Here is a 21,373-nt window from a genome sequence, read left to right on the forward strand (position 1 = left end):
CCACAACAAATCTGCGTAGTTACTATATAAGCCCTTGCGTATTCTACCGGGAATTCGCAAGGGCTGTTTACTTACATCGCAAATCATATATTATTTATTAGATTATACTTCTGCATCTTTTGATAAAAACCTGAGCGATGAATACCCAAAATTCTGGCTGCCTTACTCTTATTGCCGCCAGCTGCCGCGAGAGCCCGCAAAATTGCCTGCTTCTCCGCATCATCTTTTATATCAGCTAAATCGTGAGGGGGTTCTCCGCCGCCAGTCTCTGCCTGGATTCCGGTCACCTTTTTGAGCATTGGCGGCAAATGCTCCGGCGCAATGATTATCTCGTCATCCATCAGGTTAATCGTACGTTCCAGTACATTTTCAAGTTCGCGAACATTGCCAGGCCAGTTATATTGCATTAACAAAGCAAGCGCTTCCGGCGAAATGCCTTCCACCCAGTGCTCAACCTGACTATTAATTTTTTCGAACAACATCTGGCATAACAAAGGAATGTCTTCTGTTCTCTCTCTTAACGGGGGAATATTGAGTGTAAATATATTTAACCGATAATATAAATCCTGCCGAAACTGCTTTTGCTCGATCATGTTTTCCAGATCGCGGTTTGTTGCCGCAATAACACGGATATCAAGCTTGGTGGACTTAGTTCCGCCCAGGCGCTCCAGTTCCCGCTCCTGCAGTACCCTAAGCAGTTTGACTTGCATGGCAAGAGGCATCTCACCGATTTCATCTAGGAAGATCGTACCGCCGTTAGCCAATTCAAATTTACCGGGTTTTCCCCCCTTGCGGGCACCAGTAAATGCACCTTCCTCATAGCCGAATAATTCCGCTTCCAGGAGATTCTCAGGCAGTGCTGCACAATTGATCTTGATAAAAGGACCCTGACGCCGTCGGCTGGCATTATGCACAGCATGAGCAAACAATTCTTTGCCAGTACCGGTTTCCCCCAATATCAGCACAGTCGACATCCCTTTAGCCGCTTTAGCCGCTACATCTCTCAGGCACTTCATCGTATCACTATTGCCAACAATGCTGTCAAAAGTATACTTGCCGCCATAAGCCTTGAATAACTCTTCTTTGTAATACTCCAACTCTGATTCAAGCTTGTTGATTCTTCGGGCAAGCGACTTCAGGTCCTTTACGTCTCTAAAAACCACGTTTCCGACAGCGCCGATGATTTCGCCATCTTTGATAATGGGAATCCTAGAAACGACACAGGTATTTGCCTGGATTTTTTGTAGATCAGTGACTTCGGCCTTTCCTTCCTGAGCCACAAGATGCATTCTGGTATTAGGAATAACGTCAGCTACGTGTTTTCCCACCACCGCTTTAGTGTCAAGATCCAGGAATTCGCCATACGCTTTATTCATCATGGTAATATTGCCTGATTTGTCCACAACCACAATGCCTTCATGCAGGCTTTCTAAAATGGATTCCAATGTACTCTTGAGCCTTTTTATGTCTTCAAGTTGAGTAACTACTTCATTAAATTCAGTAATGTCCTGAAAAATAGCAACAGCGCCCATAATTATGCCGTCTTTGATTATGGGCGTACGATTGGTTAATATTTCACATTTCCCGATATTCTGGCGCTGATTAATCTCAGCTAAGCCTGTCTCCATAACCCGGATAAGTCCGGTGTTGGGAATCACGTCATCTATCATTTGTCCGATCACGTTTTCGGCCTTTAGCCCGCTAAAAGTTTCCGCGGCAGTATTAAGAAATGTGATGATACCATGAGAGTTAACCACCATTACCCCATTGCAGACCGAATCAAGCACAGCGCGCATCTCCGTCATTCCGGTCGACGAGAATGCTTCCAGCAGACCGCTCACTCCACATTTTTGCATTCCGGGACCTCCTATATAAAATAATTGTCTCAGTAGGAAGTGTTCAACAGCCTCTGACTAGTTCAAGTATCGAGGATCTTAGCGCTACTAATCCCGCTCTAAAAAAGGATTTAACAGCTAATCTTGCTTAAAAAGAAATTAGTCTTTAACAACAATTATAGAACGTGACCATGTTAGTGTCTACAAAAAAAAGTCATCATAGTATGAAAATTGTCAGAAACTATCGAATTTTGAAGAGGGAGAAGCTATATACGAAAAAGATGATAACGCGAAGTGCAAGCACTCCACGTTATCATCTTTTTTATACATAACCAAACAAGCAGTTATTGAATCCTACAGCGTACAGGCACCGTCAACGCTAAGAACTGTGCCATTGATGAACTTGGCATCATCAGATGCCAGGAAGGCAAAAGCCGCAGCAATTTCTTCCGGCTCACCCAGTCGCCCTGCGGGTACTTTAATCAGTATTTTTTCATTCAGTACTTGTTCAGGAATTTTCTTGACCATTTCTGTGGCAATAAATCCTGGCGCAACGCAATTAAACCTGATACCATTTCTCGCCATTTCTTTGGCCCAAGACTTAGTCATACCAATTACCCCCCACTTAGTGGCTGCATAGTTAGTTTGACCAAGATTACCGTACAGGCCTACAACTGAAGAGGTAGTAAGTACCACCCCAGATTTCTGTTCAAGCATATGCGGGAGCACGGCGGAAGTGCAGTTAAATACACCTGTCAGGTTTACATTTATTACTGAATCCCAAGCCTCTTTAGTCATTTTTTTCATCATTGCATCTTTAGTAATACCCGCATTGTTAATCAATACGTCTACTTTGCCAAATACCTCTACTGCTTTAGCTACCATAGTCGCTACATTTTCCGAGTCAGTAACATTGACTTGAACGTAGATAGCCTGCACGCCTTTTTCTGTCACCTCTTTCACAGTAGCCGTGCCATCAGCAAAATCCGCAACAACAATATTTGCACCCTCTTCAGCAAACCTTAGCGCAGTCGCCTTGCCAATTCCGCTCGCAGCCCCAGTAATAATTACGACCTTGTCTTTCAAACCCTTCATAAAAAAAAACCTCCCCGTTTTAAATAAAGACCATTAGAAGTAACATAAGGTTTCAACGTTCATTTAAAGTATGATGCAAAAATCATGCCAATATCCTAGGTAGCTACAAATTACAGATAAGAATTGTCTGCAAGCGACTATACCACTACACCACTTTTTAGTGAAGCTATGTATATATGTCTCACTTCATACACACACTGTCTATTAATATATACACCAACTAGTGTTGTTTTTCAGCCGCCACCCCTGGTAACTCCCGCACAGAAGACAGAAAATAATGATTTTACATTTACTTTGCCAAAAAAATTTTCATTGGCATGATACTTGCTTATAAATATATTTGAAATGCGCACTATGTAAGAAAGGAGGTTATTCCAGCTAAACGATTTGATTTATGATTACAAAAACACTCTAATATCTTTAGGAGGTTAATTAAATGGAAGTAATCGGCATTCTCCTTAGTTTATTTTTACTTATGTTCTTTGCCTACCGTGGTTTTTCGGTAATCTTATTTGCCCCAGTGTTCGCTTTACTTGCCGCTTCGTTGTCAGGGCTCCCTCTTATGCCAGCCTACACCGAGCTGTTCATGGCTAAAGCAGTTACCTACATTAAGTCATTTTTTCCGGTATTCTTACTTGGTGCGGTTTTTGGCAAATTGATGGAAGATACCGGCTTAGCCAAAGGCATTGCGCAAGCCATTATTAAAGGCTTGGGTAAGGATCGTGCAATTCTGTCCATTGTTTTGGCAGGCTGTGTACTTACCTACGGCGGCGTAAGCCTGTTCGTTGTTGTATTTGCCATCTACCCTTTTGCATCGGCGTTATTTAAAGAAGCCGATATCCCCAAAAGATTGCTGCCAGCCACTATTGCGCTTGGCGCGTTTACTGCCACTATGGACTGTATTCCCGGCACACCTCAAATCCAGAACCTTATTCCTACTAACTTCTTTGGAACCAACATTTATGCCGCTCCCATTCTTGGCCTTTTAGGTGGTACGGCTATTTTAACCCTTGGTATTTTATGGCTGGAACACCGCCGAAAAAAAGCGGCGGCAGCAGGCGAAGGGTACGGTAACCATACTATTAACGAACCCGAAATCAAAAAAGACACTGCACTTCCTTCCTGGCAACTGGCTATTTTACCGCTACTCGCCGTACTTGTAGTTAACTACGTTATGACCAATATGTTCACTTGGAACCCTGCCATGCTTGAACCGTTTAAGGCCATGAAACTGCCGATGACTGCTCCCGCTGTTAAGAACGTTATCAGCATCTGGTCTTTGATTATTGCGCTTGTTACCGGTATAGGCTTGGCCATAGCCTTAGGTTACAAAAACCTCGGCTCAACCGGTATGCTGGCAAAATCACTCAACGCCGGTGCGGTTGGTTCACTCCTGGCTATCATGAATACTGCCTCTGAAGTAGGCTATGGCAATGTTATCGCTTCCCTCTCAGGCTTCAAATCGATATCAAGTGCCTTGATGAGCATTAAGGTGGGCGGTTCACCACTGGTATCTGAAGCTGTGACAGTCAATATCCTGGCCGGTGTTACTGGCTCGGCCTCAGGCGGTATGTCTATCGCGTTAGACCTTATGGCCAAAGACTGGCTGGCTTGGGCAAATTCTATCGGCATGTCGCCGGAAATACTGCACCGGGTAGCCTCCATGGCATCAGGCGGTATGGACACTCTGCCCCACAATGGCGCAGTTATCACCTTGCTTGCAGTATGCGGTCTAACTCACAAAGATTCCTACGGCGATATTTTTGTCCTGACCTGTCTCAAAACCCTCATGGTGTTCGTCATCATTCTCCTGCACACCATGACTGGAATACTGTAATTTGTACATTCGCAAGACTAATAAAAAACCTGTGTTGTCATCAACACAGGTTTTTTATTAGCAAAAGCAGTGTAGCAATTGAGTTGCACCAGCAAGCATACCTAAGAAGGGAGAAGCCATGGAAACCTCGATTATTGACCACTTTACCAAGACCATCCCGTATTTGCTAGATTTGTCCATTGGAGATATTGGAGTGAGTCTAACTGACAGAGATAAATATCTATTTTATAAACCTGGCAAGACTCTAAATTTGCAAGTGGCCGTAGGCTCGGCAATAAAACCCGGAAGCGCCGTTTACCGTGCGGTACATGAACGTCGTCGCGTGATTATCAAGGGTGATAAAGCGTTATTTGGTCAGCCTTATATCGCGGTAGCTGTCCCGCTTTTCAACGATTGCCATGAAGTAGTGGGAGCTGCCTGCATCCAGGAAACTGTCGACAGGCAAGAATCGCTGAAAGAAATGGCAGCCCAACTATCTGCCACCATCAGTGTTCTTGCTACAACAACAAATAACATCTCGGCACAAGCCCAAGAGCTGTCGGCTGTAAGCCAGACACTGGCAAAAGTCTCACATGAGTCTGCAGCCAGAGTAACCGAAAGCGATCAAGTTTTACGATTGATAACGAACATCGCAGCACAAACAAATTTACTTGGTCTTAACGCAGCGATCGAGGCGGCGCGCGTGGGCGAGCAAGGGCGGGGCTTCGGGGTTGTAGCTGAAGAAATTCGCAAACTGGCTACCAGCAGCACTGATTCTATAAAGAAGATTGATACCATCATTAAAACAATTCAAACAGATAGTCATAATTCCAACTCACAAATTGAACACATTCATCAAGTTTTGTCGCAAGTAGCTGAAGCGATCACCAGTATCGCCGGTACAGCTCAACAAATCAGCAGCATGGCCCACCAACTAGATAACATAGCAGACAGCCTGTTCCAGGATAAACGATAGCCGTCAACCTGTATATAGACGGTGTACAAGAAATTAGACGCATGTGTTTACAACAATAAACACATAATACCCTGGACAAATTCTGTATCTGCTCACAATTCCGGCTACTAGCTTTAACTTTTTAAAAATACAGACTGTTGGCATGTTCCTTGCATTAATCATTGTCGAGATACTTCAACAAGGAGAGTGGGCATATTGGCAAAAGTAATCAGTGCGCAGGACGCCGCCAAACTCGTACAAGACGGCAAAACTGTTGCTACCAGCGGTTTTGTCGGCAACGGTCACCCTGAAGCGTTGACAGCCGCGTTAGAAGAACGATTCATCAACGAAGGCGCCCCAAGAAACTTAACTCTTATTTACTGTGCCGGTCAAGGCGACGGCAAAGACCGCGGTCTTAACCATTTTGGGTCAGAAGGCATGGTCAAAAGAGCTGTCGGCGGCCACTGGAATCTTGCACCGAAGCTCGGCAAGCTGGCTGTTGAGAACAAAATAGAAGCCTACAACTTTCCCCAGGGAACGCTTACGCATTGGTTTCGCAATATAGCCGGCCGCAAGCCAGGCGTAATCACCAAAGTTGGTCTTAACACATTTGTAGACCCGCGGGTTGATGGTGGCAAAATCAACAGCATCACCAAAGAAGACCTTGTCGAGGTCATTGAACTAGGCGGTGAGGAATGGTTATGGTATAAGCCTTTCCCTGTTGATGTTGCGATACTCAGAGGTACCAGCGCGGATGAGCGCGGCAACATCACCATTGAACACGAGGCTGTTTCTTTAGAGCAGTTATCCATCGCTCAGGCAGTCAAAAGTTCTGGTGGTATTGTCATCGTCCAGGTTGAGCGGCTTGTAGCCAACGGCAGTCTTAAGCCCATGGATGTTAAAATCCCTGGCATCAGCGTAGACTATATAGTGGTGGCTGCCTCTCCTGACTTGCATATGCAGACATTTGGCGAACAATATAACCCCACCTATTCTGGAGAAATCCGCGTATCACTGTCAGCCATTGCCCCACTGCCACTTGATGAACGGAAGGTCATCGCAAGGCGGGCCGCACTTGAATTAATTCCTAATGCTAAAGTTAACTTAGGCATCGGCGTTCCAGAAGGAGTGGCACTAGTGGCCAACGAAGAATGCATCGGTGATACATTGACCCTGACGGTGGAAGCAGGTCCTGTTGGCGGCGTTCCTGCAGGCGGGCTGAGTTTTGGCGCAGCCATCAATGCCGAGGCCATCTTGGACCAGCCTTATCAATTCGACTTTTATGACGGCGGCGGCTTAGACCTTGCCTTCCTTGGCCTGGCTGAAACCGATAAACAAGGCAATATCAATGTCAGCAAATTCAAGGGACGAGTCGCAGGCTGCGGCGGTTTCATTAATATTACTCAAAACGCTAAACGGGTCTTCTTCTGCGGCACCTTCACAGCCGGCGGCCTCAAAGTGCAGGTTGCTGATGGGAAACTGTCGATACTGAACGAAGGCAAGGCAAAAAAATTCCTTGACCAAGTTGAACAAATTACCTTCAGCGGTCAGTATGCTCAAAAAGTAAAGCAGCCTGTCATGTACATCACTGAAAGAGCAGTATTTGAGCTTTCCGCGGACGGAATGATGCTTACCGAGATAGCCCCAGGCGTTGATCTGGAAAAAGACATCCTTTCGTTGATGGACTTTAAACCACTCATCTCCCCCAACTTAAAAACCATGGATGAGCGCATCTTCCGCGATGAGCCTATGGGCCTGGATAAGTAATAACCAATGCAGTCAAATAATCACTAAAGGATGGTGCAATTAATGAAAGAAGTAGTAATCGTCAGCGCAGTACGTACTGCCATCGGCAATTTTAACGGTTCCCTGGCCGCTGTAGCCGCAACAGACCTTGGTGCTTTAACCATTAAGACCGCTATTGAAAAAGCCGGTATTAATAAAGAAGCCGTTGACGAAGTCATCTTCGGCAACGTACTGCAAGCAGGCCTGGGGCAAAACCCCGCCCGGCAGGCGGCGATAAAAGCCGGTCTGCCAGTGGAAGTTCCTTCATTTACAGTTAATAAAGTTTGCGGTTCTGGCTTAAAAACAGTAAATCTGGCGGCTCAAGCCATTATGACCTGTGACGCTGATATTGTGGTAGCCGGCGGCATGGAGAATATGTCTCAAGCCCCCTATCTCATGGACAGCAAAGCCCGTTGGGGCTACCGCATGGGGCATGCCAAGCTCACCGATGTCATGATTCACGACGGTCTCTGGTGCGCCTTTAACGATTACCATATGGGAATCACTGCCGAAAATGTGTCTGCTCAATATAATATCAGCCGGGAAGATCAGGATCAACTGGCTTATGAATCTCAAGCAAAAGCACTCAAAGCCATTGAGACCGGCGCTTTTAAAGAAGAAATATGCCCGGTCGTCATCAAAGGCAGGAAAGGCGATACTATTTTCGATACTGACGAATATCCTAAAGCAGGCACAACAGCTCAGTCGCTGTGCGGTTTAAAACCTGCTTTTAAAAAAGACGGTTCCATCACTGCAGGTAACGCCTCAGGTATTAATGATGGAGCTGCCGCACTGGTCATTATGTCTGCCGACAAAGCTAACGAACTAGGTCTCAAACCACTGGCCCGCATTCGTTCCTTTGCCTCAGGCGGTGTTGACCCCTCCATTATGGGTATGGGACCAGTGCCGGCAACCCGCAAAGCGCTGAAGAAAGCCGGTCTTACCATTGCCGACATCGACTTGATCGAAGCTAATGAGGCTTTCGCGGCTCAGTTTCTTGCAGTAGGTAAAGAGCTTGGCTTTACCAAAGAAAAAGTCAATGTCAACGGCGGTGCGATTGCGTTAGGCCATCCTATCGGCGCCAGCGGCGCGCGGATACTTGTTACCCTGTTGCATTCCATGCAAGCCAGAGAGGCTAAGCTAGGTCTGGCCACCCTGTGCATCGGCGGCGGCCAAGGCGTTGCCACCATCATCGAGCGCATTTAGTTAACATCGGTTAGCTGCCACCTCCCTTTCAGCCAAAAAGGGAGGTGGTATATATAATTTTATATAAGGGGGTCTATTATTATGTTGTTTGAACTTACTGAAGACCAAAAGATGACTCAAAAGCTGGTACGGGAATTTGCCGAAAAGCAGGTCGCACCCAGTGTTGCCGAACGCGACGAAAGCGAAGTTTTTTCCCGCGAGCTCTTTGATGCCATGGGAGAAATGGGGTTAACCGGAATTTGCTTTCCTGAACAGTACGGCGGCGCTGACGGCGATGTGCTGAGCTACATTCTGGCCGTAGAAGAACTCTCCAGAGTGGACGACGGCATCGGCATCACCCTCTCCGCGACCGTATCGTTGTGTGCCTGGCCTATTTATGCCTTCGGCAACGAAGAGCAAAAACAAAAATACCTGGCGCCCCTCCTTGAGGGCACAAAAATGGGAGCGTTCGGTCTGACTGAGCCTAATGCCGGTACTGACGCCGCCTCCCAACAGACAATCGCGGTCTTAGAGGGTGACCACTATGTGCTAAACGGCAGCAAGATTTTCATTACTAATGCCGGCGAAGCTGAAACCTATGTTGTGTTTGCCATGACTGACAAAGCTAAAGGCGTAAAAGGTATCTCCGCTTTTATTGTGGAAAAAGGCATGCCTGGTTTCACCTTTGGCAAAAAAGAGCACAAAATGGGTATCAATACCTCAATTACAATGGAGCTTGTATTCCAGGATGTTAAAGTGCCCAAAGAAAACCTGATGGGCAAAGAGGGCGATGGCTTTAAAATCGCGATGGCTACCCTTGACGGCGGCCGCATCGGCGTAGCCGCACAAGCACTCGGCATAGCCCAGGCCGCGCTTGATCATGCTGTTAAATACTCTAAAGAACGCGTACAATTCGGCAAGCCAATTGCCAGCAATCAAGCGATTGCGTTTATGCTGGCCGATATGGCCACAAAGGTCGAAGCGGCCCGCCTGCTGGTCTACCGCGCTGCCTACCTGAAGGACAAAGGCCTGCCCTACTCCAAAGAAGCGGCTATGGCCAAAATGTATGCGTCCGATGCTGCCATGTCAGTTACTACTGATGCCGTACAAATCTTTGGCGGTTATGGCTACAGCCGTGAGTATCCTGTTGAGCGTCTCATGCGCAATGCCAAGATTACTCAGATCTACGAAGGAACAAACCAAGTACAGCGCATGGTTATTTCTGGCGCTATTTTGCGGTAATTTACCTACACAAAATCCAATAAAGATTTCCGCTTCGGCGTACTGCCAGTAAATCTTTATTGGATACTTTTATAACAGGAGGATTTTGGTTTTATGGAAATAGTAGTTTGTGTTAAGCAAGTGCCCGACACTACCGAAGTAAAAATTGATCCTGTCACAAATACGTTAATCCGACAAGGTGTGCCCAGCATTGTCAATCCCTTTGACAAAAACGCGCTAGAAGCCGCTTTGCAGCTTAAAGATAAACATGGTGGCAAGGTAACCGTCATTACCATGGGACCACCCCAGGCCAAGGATGCACTTAAGGAGTGCCTCGCTATGGGAGCGGATGAAGCTATTTTGATGAGCGACAGGGCATTCGGCGGTGCAGATACTTTAGCTACCAGCCACACCCTGGCTGCCGGAATTAAAAAGTTAGGCAACGTAGATATCATCCTCTGCGGCAAGCAAGCCATTGACGGCGACACAGCCCAGGTAGGCCCCGAAATCGCAGAGCATCTTGATATCCCGCAAGTCACCTATGTGGCTAAAATTGAAGCTGACGGCAACAAGCTCCGGATAGAGCGGGAGCAGGAGGAGGGTTACGAAGTGATCGAGGTGTCTACGCCGGTTATGCTGACTGTAGTCAAATCGATCAATGACCCCCGTACCCCCACCGTCAAAGGTACCATGAAAGCCAACCGTAAAGAGATTCCTGTCTGGACGGTAAATGACGTACCTGTGGAGGCCGAAAAGATCGGTCTTAAAGGCTCACCTACACAGGTACGCAAGATCTTTACCCCCAAACAACGTACACAAGGCGAGATTATTCAAGCAGACACCGCCCGTGCAGCGGCTGCCCTGTTAATTCAAAAATTGTCTGATGCCAAGATCGTTTAGGGGGTTATAGAACATGGCTGTAAAAGTAATTGCTGAGAAATGTATCGGTTGTACCGCCTGTGTAGGCACCTGTCCCTTCGGCGCTATTATTATGGAAAACGACAAGGCAGTCATCACCGAAGCGTGCACAGCCTGTGGCGCTTGTGTGGATGTTTGTCCTGTAGGGGCTATCATTCGTGAAGTAGAAGAAAAATCAATCACAGTTGACAAAGACCTGTATAAAGGCGTTTGGGTATACATTGAGCAAGTAGATGGGCACATCCGCAATGTGAGCCATGAGCTTTTAGGCGAAGGCCGCAAACTTGCTAACGCTATGGGCCAGGATTTATCGGCTGTATTAATCGGCCAGGACGTAGCCGGCTTAACCAAAGAGGTATTTGCCAGCGGCGCTGACAAAATTTACTTGGTCGAGGGCTCTGAATTCAAACATTATTCTACCGATGGGTATACCATCACAATGACTGACTTGATTAATACCTACCGCCCGTCAGTTATCCTTATGGGTGCAACCAACGACGGCCGGGATCTTGGCCCCCGGGTTGCCTGCCGGGTAGGCACCGGACTTACAGCTGATTGTACTAATTTGGACATTGACGAAGCAACCGGACTTGTTGCCTGGACGCGGCCAGCCTTTGGCGGCAATATTATGGCTACCATTCTGTGCCCCGACCACCGTCCGCAGATGGGGACCATTCGTCCTAAAGTATTTAAGCGTCCGGAACAAGATTTCTCCCGTACCGGCGAAGTTATCAAGGTAGCCAGCAAAGTACAGCCTGGCGATATTCGCACCAAACTCATTGAGGTAATTCAAGGCAGTGCTGTTGCCTGCAATCTCGAAGAAGCCGAATTCATTGTTTCCGGCGGCCGGGGTATCTGCAAACCCGAAAATTTCAAGTTGATTGAGGAACTTGCCGCTGTTTTGGGCGGTGCAGTCGGCGCTTCCCGCGCTGCTGTTGATGCCGGTTGGATACCTGCTTTAAACCAGGTTGGCCAAACAGGAAAAACGGTTGGTCCTAAAGTTTATATTGCCTGTGGCATTTCCGGCGCTATCCAGCACTTAGCCGGTATGTCGTCTTCAGACATCGTAATTGCCATCAATAAAGACGCCGACGCTCCCATCTTTAAGATGGCAGACTATGGTATTGTCGGCGATGTGCTGGAAGTAATACCAGCACTTATTTCTGAGTTTAAGAAGATCAAAGCTGCAGGCTAAACGCAGCTAAAAAATTCTGTAACAAGGGGTGTTTTTTATGGTACAGGACGTAAAATTTGCTGACATTAAGATTGGCGATAAGGCCAGTATGGCTAAGACGGTAACAGAATATGATGTATATACCTTTGCTGGTCTCAGCGGAGACTTTAACCCAGTGCACATTAATGCTGAATTTGCCAAAAATACCATGTTTAAAGAGCGTATTGCCCACGGCATGCTGTCTGCCGCCTTTATCTCCGCCCTGCTTGGCACAACACTGCCGGGGGCCAATACGATTTACCTTGCTCAGGAACTAGCCTTTAAGGCTCCTGTAAAAATCGGCGATACTGTTACAGCGACAGTAGAAGTTATTGAAAAAATCGAAGCAAAAAGCCGGTTAATCTTGAAAACTACAGTCACTAATCAGGAAGGCACTGTTGTTATCGACGGAAAAGCCACAGTAATGAAAAAAGACTAACGAGGTACTTACATGGAAATAAAAAAGGTCTTAATTATCGGCGCCGGGCAGATGGGCAGCGGCATTGCTCAGGTAATGGCCCAGGGTGGTCTTACTGTTATCCTTAGAGACATCAGTGAGGAGTTTGTTCAAAAAGGCGTAAAAGCCATCGATAAAAACCTCGCGAAAGCTGTTGAAAAAGGTAAACTGACTCATGAGGATAAAACGGTTATTATGAGTCGAATCACCGGAGCAGTTGAACTGACCACTGAAGTCTGCGCTGTGGATTTAGCCGTCGAAGCGGCAGTAGAAAACATGGATATCAAAAGAGATATCTTTCAAGCACTGGACAGGTTGTGTCCTGCCCATACAATACTTGCAACAAATACCTCGTCTCTGCCTCTTACCGCGGTTGCAGCTACTACCAAGCGAGCTGATAAAGTAATCGGCATGCATTTCTTCAATCCAGCTCCTGTCATGAAACTTGTAGAAATCATTAATGGCCTGGCAACATCGCAAGAGACCTTTGAAACGGTACAATCCCTCGCCCTCAAACTGGGAAAAGATCCGGTTAAAGTTGAGGATTTTCCCGGGTTTATTGGCAACCGTATCATGATTCCTATGATTAATGAGGCAATCTATGCTTTGATGGAGGGAGTAGCCAGCGCAGAAGATATCGACACCGTAGCCAAGCTTGGCTTTAACCACCCTATGGGCCCGCTAGCTCTATCTGATTTGATTGGCAATGACACCGTGCTGTCTATCATGGAAGTCCTATACACCGGTTATGGTGACCCTAAGTACCGTCCCTGCCCACTTCTTAAGAAGATGGTGCAGGCCGGATACCTCGGGCGTAAAAACGGCAAAGGGTTCTTCGAATATACCCGGTAATTGTAATTTTCGCTAAGTGCATAAAAACTACCCCTTAAGGCATACAGGATATCTCCCTGCACTGCTTTTTAGGGGTAGTTTATTATTCGCAGACCAGCTATTTCAGCATCTTATTTGATTTAAACCATATTTGCGATGTTTTCCACTTCATTAGCGGTAGCAGTCAGCTCCTGCATCGTTTTTCCGATCTGCTCCGTCGCCGTCGCCTGATGCTCACTCAATTGCGCCGTACTGCCAATTACCTCTACAACAGAAACAGCCTCCCGCTCAATATTTTGAAGAATTTTTTTGATATCATTTACCGACTGGGCGCTGTGAACCGCCATTTTGCGTATCTCGTCAGCGACAACCGCAAAACCACGGCCTTGCTCACCGGCCCGGGCGGCTTCAATTGCGGCGTTAAGCCCCAGTAGATTGGAATTTGCGGCAACATCACTCACAAATCGCAAAATCTCGTCAGTCTTGTTAATCTCGGTAATAACACGTTCGCTGCCGCTTTTCACCTTGACAAGATCGTGTGCCAGGCGACTGGCCGAAGCGGCCAGTTCTTCGGTAGTTGCCGTTATTTCTTCAGTCATAGACGCAATGGTATGAGCAGCGTTGTGTAAAGCTTGTTCTGTCAGAAGGCTGATTGCCATACCAACCACGCCGGAAAGTGTCCCATCTTCTTCAAAGATAGGCCTGACAATGGAGCGCAGCTTAACACCGTAAAGATGCTCCGGGATTAATGTTTTGACTGTCTGCCTGGTGGCAATACAATTCTTCACTGATGTTCCCGGTGCCGGCTCACCCACCTTTACTTTTGCCTGAAAAGTTTTCGCTTCGATATAATGAATAATTACACCCTCGGCATTTGTCACCAAAACAGAACAGTCGAACGCGTTCAGATCACGATAAAGTTCTGCGGCGGCAATTGCTGCTTCCAATTTTTTCATATTATTAACCCCTCTCTTAGATGTCATTAGATTTGATTACTAAATCAAACGAAATATAGTAACTAAAAATCCTGCAATACCTTTTATATGTCTGATTGTTTGTATGTCTAGACAAGTACTGTAAACAATACGCCATATTGCCGCATTTCTCCTGCCCAACACCGGCAAATATTCACAATTATCGTTCTTTTTTAAAAACTACATAGCCCGAGCATACAATGCGCTACAAAATAACTGCCTCATAATCTGCAATAAAAAAGCAGGCTGCCACAGCACACACCCGCTCCGTTTTCGAACTGATATGCACCAGCACCTCAGCTTGCACCACCAATATTGACAGGCTGCATAGCGTAGTCGTTCCACAAGCATACTAAAACCACTACAATTATGGGGGCGGCAAATGATGGAGGACAGGTTGTTTCGAGGCTTTGTGGCTGGAGTTGTTGGCGGGGTTGTGTCAAGTGCATTAAGCCATCTTTCATACTTTTTAGGATTCACTACGCTACGGTTATCAGATTGGGCTGCAATCCTTATCTTTGGGCATGTGCCTCCGTTCAGCTTAGAGGAACATATGTTCGCTGTCTTCATTCACATTGGCTTTTGCGGGGCTGTCGGCTCCATGTTCGCTTATTTCCTTGTATGGGTCACTAGCCGTAAGATTCTTTTCAAGGGTTGGATGCTGGGAACCACGCCTTACTTTGTAATCTATTTATTAACTGCACTTTTTCAAACCCCAGGAACGGTGCCAGCGCCATTTAGCACGGCGCTTTCGAATTACATTACGTCATCGATATTCGGTGTTGTCATGGGATATAGCTTCAAAGTTCTGGACCAAGCAATCATGCAGCATCGTAGCCCCCTAAAACTCTTAGCTCATCCCGCTGCAAAACGCACCGACGAAGATAAAAGCCAGCACCGTCCCGACAATGACGCAAGAGATGGCACATAGTCATCGCAACCGCACTTAAAAAGTGCGTTTTGGGGGAACAGAAAATATTTTATGAATTTGTGTTTTCTAAAATTCACCTGCAGTTGAATCCGGCATTATAAATAAAAAGTTGATATGCAAAGAAAAAAACCATTAATAATGTATGTTATTATCAATGGCTTTTTTGCTGTTTTTTCAAAAACCAGTTCCAAAACGAAGCGGGTGTGCCGCAGCACCTGCATAGGAATCCTTTTTACCCATTTTGATATGTATCATATTTGTATAGCTGACTCTAGTAAAATTACCGTTAAAGGGGTGGTGGCATGGACAACACGGAACTTTGCCGGCTATCTGAAAAGATTGAAGTGTTGCGCGAGCAATTGCACAAACAAGCCGAAAAGGTGGGAATCGCACATCCCGCTATCATGAAATTAAGCCGCAGGCTGGATAAGTTAATCTATAGATATATACTCTACACCCATAACCCGAGGTATTCTAAGAATACGTCCGCACATCTATAGCCTTTTCTGCAAGCAGACTAATTCTGTTTGAGACCAACCCAATTTTTGATAGAAATTCACAGCAGGCCGATTATGTTGGTCAGCAAGTAGATCCAGGCGTTTGGCCCCCTGGCTGCCAGCCCATTGGGAAACCGCTTTTAAAAGGCGAATACCAATTCCCCGGCTGCGATAAGCGTCCTTTACAACAACATCTTCAATAATCGCTTTTAACCCGCCTTCCGCGGTTGAAATAAGCAATTGAGCTGTACACATCCCGATGACTGTTTGATCAGCCTCAGCCACCAGTACACACCGGTTCGGGTCCTCCTGCAGCATCAACTCCAAGCCACAGCGCTGCTTGCTGCTGTCAACCGCGAAGTCAGTCTCAATCGCAAATAAAGCTTTTAGCAATTCAAGCATAGATTCAATATCAGTCATCTCCGCGTGACGAATCGTTACATCCAGTGACATCATACCCCAACCCCTCATTAATCCCTCTTGGTTAAGCCGATCAAATAAACTAGACTGACGTGCCGCTACCACCAACAAATCAATAACTAAATATACATATTACCCCTTCTCCAAGTGACCCTCATTTACCTGTTTTGCGAAATGGATTTGTTCCTTATCACTTCTTCCTCTATCTATGATCTGTATTAGAATTTAAGATATCAGCGATTATCCCAGTTTTGGTTTTGCTCTGGGACAATGCTCCTGACCCCTCGTCCCAAGGTAAGAATAATAGACTTGTCCACAAAATAACTAACATATTTAGGAAGGATATTGAGAATTTATGGAGAAATAATTTATTTAGAAAGAATATGTATTAACTAAAGGGGTGAACCAAATGAAAGTTCTGGTTGTGTATTACTCGTTGTATGGTCACATGCATCGTATGGCAGAGGCGATTGCCGCAGGTGTCCGTGAAGTAGACGGGGCTGAGGCGGTTTTGCGCCGGGTTCCGGAAACATTAACTGTTGATATTTTAGAAAAAATGGGAGCGATTGAAGCCCAAAAGGCATTCAGCCATATTCCGGTATGTACTGTGGACGAATTAGCGGATGCTGATGCCATTATCTTTGGCACGCCAACTCGTTTTGGCAATATGTGCGGACAAATGCGCCAATTCTTAGACGCTACCGGGCAGTTGTGGCAGCAGGGAAAGCTAGTAGGCAAAGCTGGCAGCGTCTTTACCAGTACGGCTACTCAGCACGGGGGACAAGAGTCGACTATCCTAAGTGTTCACACTACACTCTTGCATCATGGTATGGTAATTGTCGGGTTACCTTACAGCTTCGCCGGCCAAACGACTATCGATGAAATGACTGGTGGATCACCTTATGGGGCATCAACCATTACCGGCGGCAGAGGCGAAAGAATGCCTAGCGCCAATGAGCTTGCTGGCGCGACATTCCAAGGAAAACATGTGGCAACAATAGCACAAAAACTTTACAAGTAAAATAAAACGAAACTGTTTTATGATTTAAAAAGTGTTAAGACTCCCGCTTCTAAAAGCGGGAGTCTTAACACTTTGCGAAAGAATTTACCTATTGAACAGAAGGCTTTTCAATTATCCGGCAGTAGCCAGTTCAAGCTTAGCCATAATTTCTTCGTATACCTCTTCCCAAACCACAATTTGCGTTTTGGCAAAACCGTTGAATACTGTCGCTGAAGCCGAAGTATATGCGCCACAGTTAGGCACTAATATCAAATCACCAATTTCAAGCGCCACCGTCGGCTTGTCCCGGAACATGATATCCAGCGAATCGCAGCTTGGACCGGCGAAGGTAGCCTGGATACGTTTCCCGGTCTTAAAGGTCTCAAGTTCAAAGTCCCAGTGGTCAAAAATAACCCCCGAGAATGTGCCGTATAAACCATCATCAAGGAAATACCACTGCTGATTGTTGCGCACCTTGGTGCCAATAACCTGGGTAATGAGATTGACGGCCGTACCGCAGATGTAACGGCCAGGTTCGGCCCAAATCTCAGTATTGGGGAAATATTGTCTAACGGCCTTATAAATTCCTGCAGCCATAGCGGCTACATCTGGCTCTTCGGTAAGCGTCGGAATCGGGAACCCGCCACCGATATCAAGGATGCGAAGGTTTAATCCCCGCTTGTTTGCAGCGTCAAAAAGCCCGCGGCAGATCTTGAGCGCATCAAGGTAGGCCTCATTGCCTGTTGATTGGCTGCCAACATGGAAGCACAGCCCGGCCACGTCGAGTCCGGCCGCATGTGCCTTGATCAACAGATCAAGCGCCTCATCAGGGTGAGCACCGAATTTTTTATTAAGGTCAACAAGTGCCCGGGGATTATCCACCCGGATACGCAAGAGTACCGTGCCGCCAGGAATGGCTGCTGCCATCTTGCCGATTTCGCTCTCGCTGTCGAAGGTAAACTTATTTACGCCAGTCTCACGGGCCACCTTCAGGCCGCTTGCCGTTTTTACCGGATTGGCGTATACCATGCGTTCTGCCTCAATGCCTAAATGGTTGAGCATACGCATTTCGCCGTCAGAGGCGACATCAAAATAGCCGCCAAGCGAACTAAGTTTCCGGACAATACGCTCATCCGGATTTGCTTTGACGGCGTAATATATCTTTACGCCCGGCATGTTTTCTGCCAGCAAATTATAATTGAGTTCAATTTGTTCCAAAGATAGCACCAATAACGGAGTGCTGTAGCTATCAGCCAGCGCTTTGACAGCGTCCTGGGATAACCTGAAATATTTCACTTATCATCGCTCCTTTTACCTACAATATTTTGACCAAAAGTACTATATGATTGTAACATAATTGACCCAAAGTGCAAGTAAATTTTTTCTTAAAATAAAACCCGCGTACCACAATAGGATACGCGGGAAAATCGTTTATTAATCCTCGACATTGCTACGCAGTTTTACAGTACTTTTCTAACAAAATACTGCGTGGGCTTGCACCATAATTAAGCAGATTAGCAGCATAGGTTTTGCATTCGTCAATTTTTTCCATGGCCCTTAAGGATGGTGCCGGATCACCATAGATACACCACATACCCCGGCAGCTTAAACATTCTTCTCCCTGGCCCATAAAACCCAGCACATCTTTAAGCGGTATGCCTAGCAAGAGCCCAATTTCATGAGGACATCCGTTTTGATATCTCTTTTTTAAGCAATCCATATTTTCACATATAGGACAGTCAGGTTTATAACCAAACTCTGACAAAAACCTGCAGTGGTCTGTTTGCCTTAAACAACCAGCCAGGCTGTCCGGATGATAAAACAAGACCGTAAGACTATTCGCCGTTTCCCGTACAGTTGCCCACTCGATCTCTGATTGACGGAGAAGAGTCGGCCCAAACTTACGCCAAAAAGTCAGCCGGAGAAATCTGCGGCTGTCAGCAAACGTTAGTAATGTCGCCGGCTTTTCCCCATAAATGGTAGGTGCCAGCTCAACGACCAGCCATTTAAAAAAGTAGGATGGGGTATTTTGATTCTCCAGCTTTAATAAAGACTCGCCAGTTTGCATACATAGCATAGTACCGCCTCCTTCCCATTAACCTCTTTTTTACATATTATGCGCCATAGTGCGAAAAGCATCATATAATGATTATCATTATCATCTATACTACAGTATATAGCTAAATTTTTACATTGTCAATCAGATTATCACATTCAAGGTCTTTTAGCTGCCTCCATGAAATCCTATCCTCTGGATAATCGTTCCATCCATATTGAGATTATGATAACTTCAGGATAAAATATAGTTATAACGCCAAGCTAACAGTAGAATAAAACTGACGAAAGGCAGTGTGATCGACGTGAAACCAGTATCTCTCGCTTACGGAAAAACTGGTCTGGACATTATGGTTCCCGACCGTGCGGTCATTATCGAACCTAAGTCTTTAGACGGATTGACCAATGAAAAAGCCGCTGTGCAACAGGCCCTTCGCCAGCCCACCGGAACACCGCCTCTGAAAGATATGGTAAAGCATAAAGATACTGTGGCTATTGTTATTTCTGACATGACCCGCCCCACGCCAAATCACAAGCTTGTACCCTGGCTGCTAGAGGAACTCACTCATGTTCCCAAAGAAAACTTTGTCATCATTAACGGCCTTGGCAGCCATCGTGACAATACTAAAGAAGAACTTGTGCAAATGCTGGGGCAGGAGGTTGTCGACACTGTCCGCGTTATCAACCACAATGCCTTCGAACCCGAAGAATTGGTACTAGTAGGGAAAAACAGCTACGGTTCTGATGTCTATTTGAACAAAACATATGTTAATTGTACCTTCAAGATCGTGACAGGCTTTATCGAGCCCCATTTCTTTGCCGGATTTTCCGGCGGCCCTAAAGGTATCTCCCCGGGTATTGCCGGCATATCAACCATTCAGGACTTCCATAACGCCCAAATGATTGGCAACAAGAACAGTACCTGGGGCGTTATTGAAGGCAACATTGTCCAGGATGCCGCCACCCAAAACTGCCTGATGGCTAAACCTGATTTTATGCTCAATGTTACCTTAAATGGCAAAAAAGAAATCACCGGCGTATTTGCCGGCGAGCTGATTGCCGCCCATCGCGCCGGCTGCGCGTTTGTTAAAGACCATGCCATGTACCCGGTAGATCAGCCGTTTGATATTGTCATTACCACAAATTCAGGTTATCCACTAGACCAAAACCTGTATCAGACAATCAAAGGTATGAGCGCTGCTGCCCAGGTTGTTAAACAAGGCGGCGCCATTTTGTCCTGTTCAGAATGCTCGGACGGTGTACCCGACCATGGCAACTTCGCCAAAATTCTCAAAATGAGGAATACGCCGCAAGAGCTGTTAGACATGATAAACAATCCGGAGTTCCGGATATTTGATCAGTGGCAGGTCCAATCCCAGGCGATGATTCAAAGTAAAGCCGACTGCTATCTGTATTCCAGCCTTGACGACCAGACAGTAAAAGACGCTAAGCTCATTCCGGTAGCCAGTCCCTGCGATGCTATCACCGAATTGTTAGAGAAGAAACCGGGCGCTAGCATTGCTGTACTGCCCTTAGGGCCGCTGACCATTCCGTATGTGAGATAGTGTTTTTTCCATTTAGTAATACCTTTTATAAGTAGAGGAGATGTTTATTTTGACAAACCAACTTACCTATGAACAATTATCGGCTGAAGCAGCCCCACTCATCCCTAAAAATGCCTTTATGACTACAGCGCATGGCGGCAAAACCAACACCATGACCATCGGCTGGGGCAGTGTCGGTATCATGTGGGGCAAACCGGTCTTCACCGCCATGGTGCGCCAGTCCCGCTTTACCAAAGAGCTTGTCGAGCAAAGCGGCGAATTTACCATCACCCTGCCGCTGGCCGACATGAAAGAAGCCCTGGCACTGTGCGGCTCCAAGTCCGGGCGCGACATAGACAAAATCGCAGCTGCCAAACTTGCACTGGCTGATAGCCAGGCAGTCGCCACCCCGGTCATCGCTGCACCGGGTCTACAGCTTGAATGCAAGGTTGTGTTTAAGCAAACTATGCCGCCCGAAGACCTGAACACTGACTACCAAAGCAAATGGTATGCCAATGGCGATTATCACACCATGTACTTTGGAGAAATTGTCGCCGCTTACAAGACAGTATAGGCTGACATAAATAAGACAAACGCTGACGGCTACACAATTCTCCCCTCTAGCCAGAAAAGTATTGGGC

The 21,373-nt window shown here is 46.4% G+C and carries 20 protein-coding genes; 14 read left to right on the forward strand and 6 right to left on the reverse strand.

What is annotated here, in order from left to right; all coding sequences use genetic code 11:
- Nucleotides 1-83 precede the first annotated feature (83 nt).
- Together VN447_RS16400 and VN447_RS16405 are read right to left on the reverse strand one after the other, a co-directional pair.
- Nucleotides 84-1,856 (reverse strand): sigma-54-dependent Fis family transcriptional regulator, encoded by a 1,773-nt coding sequence (locus VN447_RS16400; RefSeq protein ID WP_325526421.1) that lies wholly within the window; start codon nucleotides 1,854-1,856, stop codon nucleotides 84-86.
- Between the two features lie 333 nt (nucleotides 1,857-2,189).
- Entirely contained in the window at nucleotides 2,190-2,930 is a 741-nt protein-coding gene (locus VN447_RS16405) for a beta-ketoacyl-ACP reductase (RefSeq protein ID WP_325526422.1), read from the reverse strand.
- 436 nt (nucleotides 2,931-3,366) lie between these two features.
- Here VN447_RS16405 and VN447_RS16410 point away from each other — a divergent pair, with 436 nt between their 5' ends.
- The 9 genes from VN447_RS16410 to VN447_RS16450 all read left to right on the forward strand — a co-directional run bounded on the left by VN447_RS16410 (nucleotide 3,367) and on the right by VN447_RS16450 (nucleotide 13,332).
- Nucleotides 3,367-4,767 carry a GntP family permease gene (locus VN447_RS16410; RefSeq protein WP_325526423.1) on the forward strand — a complete coding sequence of 467 codons (1,401 nt, stop codon included), beginning with the start codon at nucleotides 3,367-3,369 and terminating at the stop codon, nucleotides 4,765-4,767.
- Between the two features lie 118 nt (nucleotides 4,768-4,885).
- Nucleotides 4,886-5,722, forward strand: coding sequence for a methyl-accepting chemotaxis protein (locus VN447_RS16415; protein WP_325526424.1), 837 nt, complete (start codon nucleotides 4,886-4,888; stop codon nucleotides 5,720-5,722).
- Nucleotides 5,723-5,917: 195 nt separating this feature from the next.
- Nucleotides 5,918-7,468, forward strand: a complete 1,551-nt coding sequence (locus VN447_RS16420) for an acyl CoA:acetate/3-ketoacid CoA transferase (RefSeq protein WP_325526425.1) — start codon at nucleotides 5,918-5,920, stop codon at nucleotides 7,466-7,468.
- 42 nt (nucleotides 7,469-7,510) lie between these two features.
- Nucleotides 7,511-8,692, forward strand: a complete 1,182-nt coding sequence (locus VN447_RS16425; RefSeq protein WP_325526426.1) for an acetyl-CoA C-acetyltransferase — start codon at nucleotides 7,511-7,513, stop codon at nucleotides 8,690-8,692.
- A gap of 81 nt (nucleotides 8,693-8,773) precedes the next feature.
- The gene (locus VN447_RS16430) at nucleotides 8,774-9,913 is read left to right on the forward strand and encodes an acyl-CoA dehydrogenase (protein WP_325526427.1); all 1,140 of its coding nucleotides are present in this window, start codon (nucleotides 8,774-8,776) and stop codon (nucleotides 9,911-9,913) included.
- A 93-nt stretch (nucleotides 9,914-10,006) separates the two neighbouring features.
- The gene (locus VN447_RS16435; RefSeq protein ID WP_325526428.1) at nucleotides 10,007-10,792 is read left to right on the forward strand and encodes an electron transfer flavoprotein subunit beta/FixA family protein; all 786 of its coding nucleotides are present in this window, start codon (nucleotides 10,007-10,009) and stop codon (nucleotides 10,790-10,792) included.
- A 13-nt stretch (nucleotides 10,793-10,805) separates the two neighbouring features.
- Nucleotides 10,806-12,005, forward strand: a complete 1,200-nt coding sequence (locus VN447_RS16440) for an electron transfer flavoprotein subunit alpha (protein WP_325526429.1) — start codon at nucleotides 10,806-10,808, stop codon at nucleotides 12,003-12,005.
- A 37-nt stretch (nucleotides 12,006-12,042) separates the two neighbouring features.
- Entirely contained in the window at nucleotides 12,043-12,462 is a 420-nt protein-coding gene (locus VN447_RS16445) for a MaoC family dehydratase (protein WP_325526430.1), read from the forward strand.
- A gap of 12 nt (nucleotides 12,463-12,474) precedes the next feature.
- Nucleotides 12,475-13,332 carry a 3-hydroxybutyryl-CoA dehydrogenase gene (locus VN447_RS16450; protein WP_325526431.1) on the forward strand — a complete coding sequence of 286 codons (858 nt, stop codon included), beginning with the start codon at nucleotides 12,475-12,477 and terminating at the stop codon, nucleotides 13,330-13,332.
- Nucleotides 13,333-13,451: 119 nt separating this feature from the next.
- Here the strand turns inward: VN447_RS16450 and VN447_RS16455 are convergent, their stop codons facing one another.
- Nucleotides 13,452-14,267, reverse strand: coding sequence for a methyl-accepting chemotaxis protein (locus VN447_RS16455; RefSeq protein ID WP_325526432.1), 816 nt, complete (start codon nucleotides 14,265-14,267; stop codon nucleotides 13,452-13,454).
- A gap of 400 nt (nucleotides 14,268-14,667) precedes the next feature.
- Here VN447_RS16455 and VN447_RS16460 point away from each other — a divergent pair, with 400 nt between their 5' ends.
- Nucleotides 14,668-15,216: a hypothetical protein gene (locus VN447_RS16460; RefSeq protein ID WP_325526433.1), complete on the forward strand. Its 549-nt coding sequence runs from the start codon at nucleotides 14,668-14,670 to the stop codon at nucleotides 15,214-15,216.
- Nucleotides 15,217-15,518: 302 nt separating this feature from the next.
- Nucleotides 15,519-15,716: a Spo0E family sporulation regulatory protein-aspartic acid phosphatase gene (locus tag VN447_RS23320; RefSeq protein WP_414714922.1), complete on the forward strand. Its 198-nt coding sequence runs from the start codon at nucleotides 15,519-15,521 to the stop codon at nucleotides 15,714-15,716.
- Here the strand turns inward: VN447_RS23320 and VN447_RS16465 are convergent.
- Nucleotides 15,711-16,184, reverse strand: a complete 474-nt coding sequence (locus VN447_RS16465) for a GNAT family N-acetyltransferase (protein WP_325526434.1) — start codon at nucleotides 16,182-16,184, stop codon at nucleotides 15,711-15,713. The two genes, VN447_RS23320 and VN447_RS16465, sit on opposite strands and share 6 nt — an antisense overlap.
- 358 nt (nucleotides 16,185-16,542) lie before the next feature.
- On the opposite strand from VN447_RS16465, the gene wrbA reads away from it, so the two are divergent.
- A complete protein-coding gene (wrbA, locus tag VN447_RS16470) occupies nucleotides 16,543-17,154 on the forward strand; it encodes an NAD(P)H:quinone oxidoreductase (protein ID WP_325526435.1) in 612 nt (203 codons plus the stop codon).
- Between the two features lie 111 nt (nucleotides 17,155-17,265).
- Here the strand turns inward: wrbA and VN447_RS16475 are convergent, their stop codons facing one another.
- Both VN447_RS16475 and VN447_RS16480 read right to left on the reverse strand, forming a co-directional pair.
- On the reverse strand, nucleotides 17,266-18,429 hold the full coding sequence (locus VN447_RS16475) for a type III PLP-dependent enzyme (RefSeq protein ID WP_325526436.1): 1,164 nt from the start codon (nucleotides 18,427-18,429) through the stop codon (nucleotides 17,266-17,268).
- Nucleotides 18,430-18,583: 154 nt separating this feature from the next.
- On the reverse strand, nucleotides 18,584-19,210 hold the full coding sequence (locus VN447_RS16480) for a DUF3793 family protein (RefSeq protein ID WP_325526437.1): 627 nt from the start codon (nucleotides 19,208-19,210) through the stop codon (nucleotides 18,584-18,586).
- 283 nt (nucleotides 19,211-19,493) lie between these two features.
- On the opposite strand from VN447_RS16480, the gene larA reads away from it, so the two are divergent.
- Both larA and VN447_RS16490 read left to right on the forward strand, forming a co-directional pair.
- Complete coding sequence (gene larA, locus VN447_RS16485) at nucleotides 19,494-20,753, forward strand: nickel-dependent lactate racemase (protein WP_325526438.1); 1,260 nt, start codon at nucleotides 19,494-19,496, stop codon at nucleotides 20,751-20,753.
- Nucleotides 20,754-20,802: 49 nt separating this feature from the next.
- The gene (locus VN447_RS16490; RefSeq protein ID WP_325526439.1) at nucleotides 20,803-21,306 is read left to right on the forward strand and encodes a flavin reductase family protein; all 504 of its coding nucleotides are present in this window, start codon (nucleotides 20,803-20,805) and stop codon (nucleotides 21,304-21,306) included.
- Nucleotides 21,307-21,373: the final 67 nt, after the last annotated feature.

Origin of the sequence: Sporomusa sp. (assembly GCF_035561155.1) — a bacterium.
Lineage (GTDB): Bacteria > Bacillota > Negativicutes > Sporomusales > Sporomusaceae > Sporomusa.

Bases quoted from the DNA above. Each gene is read 5' to 3' on its own strand.
- VN447_RS16400 (WP_325526421.1), bottom strand. From the start codon at position 1,856: ATGCAAAAATGTGGAGTGAGCGGTCTGCTGGAAGCATTCTCGTCGACC.
- VN447_RS16405 (WP_325526422.1), bottom strand. From the start codon at position 2,930: ATGAAGGGTTTGAAAGACAAGGTCGTAATTATTACTGGGGCTGCGAGC.
- VN447_RS16410 (WP_325526423.1), top strand. From the start codon at position 3,367: ATGGAAGTAATCGGCATTCTCCTTAGTTTATTTTTACTTATGTTCTTT.
- VN447_RS16415 (WP_325526424.1), top strand. From the start codon at position 4,886: ATGGAAACCTCGATTATTGACCACTTTACCAAGACCATCCCGTATTTG.
- VN447_RS16425 (WP_325526426.1), top strand. From the start codon at position 7,511: ATGAAAGAAGTAGTAATCGTCAGCGCAGTACGTACTGCCATCGGCAAT.
- VN447_RS16430 (WP_325526427.1), top strand. From the start codon at position 8,774: ATGTTGTTTGAACTTACTGAAGACCAAAAGATGACTCAAAAGCTGGTA.
- VN447_RS16435 (WP_325526428.1), top strand. From the start codon at position 10,007: ATGGAAATAGTAGTTTGTGTTAAGCAAGTGCCCGACACTACCGAAGTA.
- VN447_RS16440 (WP_325526429.1), top strand. From the start codon at position 10,806: ATGGCTGTAAAAGTAATTGCTGAGAAATGTATCGGTTGTACCGCCTGT.
- VN447_RS16445 (WP_325526430.1), top strand. From the start codon at position 12,043: ATGGTACAGGACGTAAAATTTGCTGACATTAAGATTGGCGATAAGGCC.
- VN447_RS16450 (WP_325526431.1), top strand. From the start codon at position 12,475: ATGGAAATAAAAAAGGTCTTAATTATCGGCGCCGGGCAGATGGGCAGC.
- VN447_RS16455 (WP_325526432.1), bottom strand. From the start codon at position 14,267: ATGAAAAAATTGGAAGCAGCAATTGCCGCCGCAGAACTTTATCGTGAT.
- VN447_RS16460 (WP_325526433.1), top strand. From the start codon at position 14,668: ATGATGGAGGACAGGTTGTTTCGAGGCTTTGTGGCTGGAGTTGTTGGC.
- VN447_RS23320 (WP_414714922.1), top strand. From the start codon at position 15,519: ATGGACAACACGGAACTTTGCCGGCTATCTGAAAAGATTGAAGTGTTG.
- VN447_RS16465 (WP_325526434.1), bottom strand. From the start codon at position 16,184: ATGAGGGGTTGGGGTATGATGTCACTGGATGTAACGATTCGTCACGCG.
- wrbA (WP_325526435.1), top strand. From the start codon at position 16,543: ATGAAAGTTCTGGTTGTGTATTACTCGTTGTATGGTCACATGCATCGT.
- VN447_RS16480 (WP_325526437.1), bottom strand. From the start codon at position 19,210: ATGCTATGTATGCAAACTGGCGAGTCTTTATTAAAGCTGGAGAATCAA.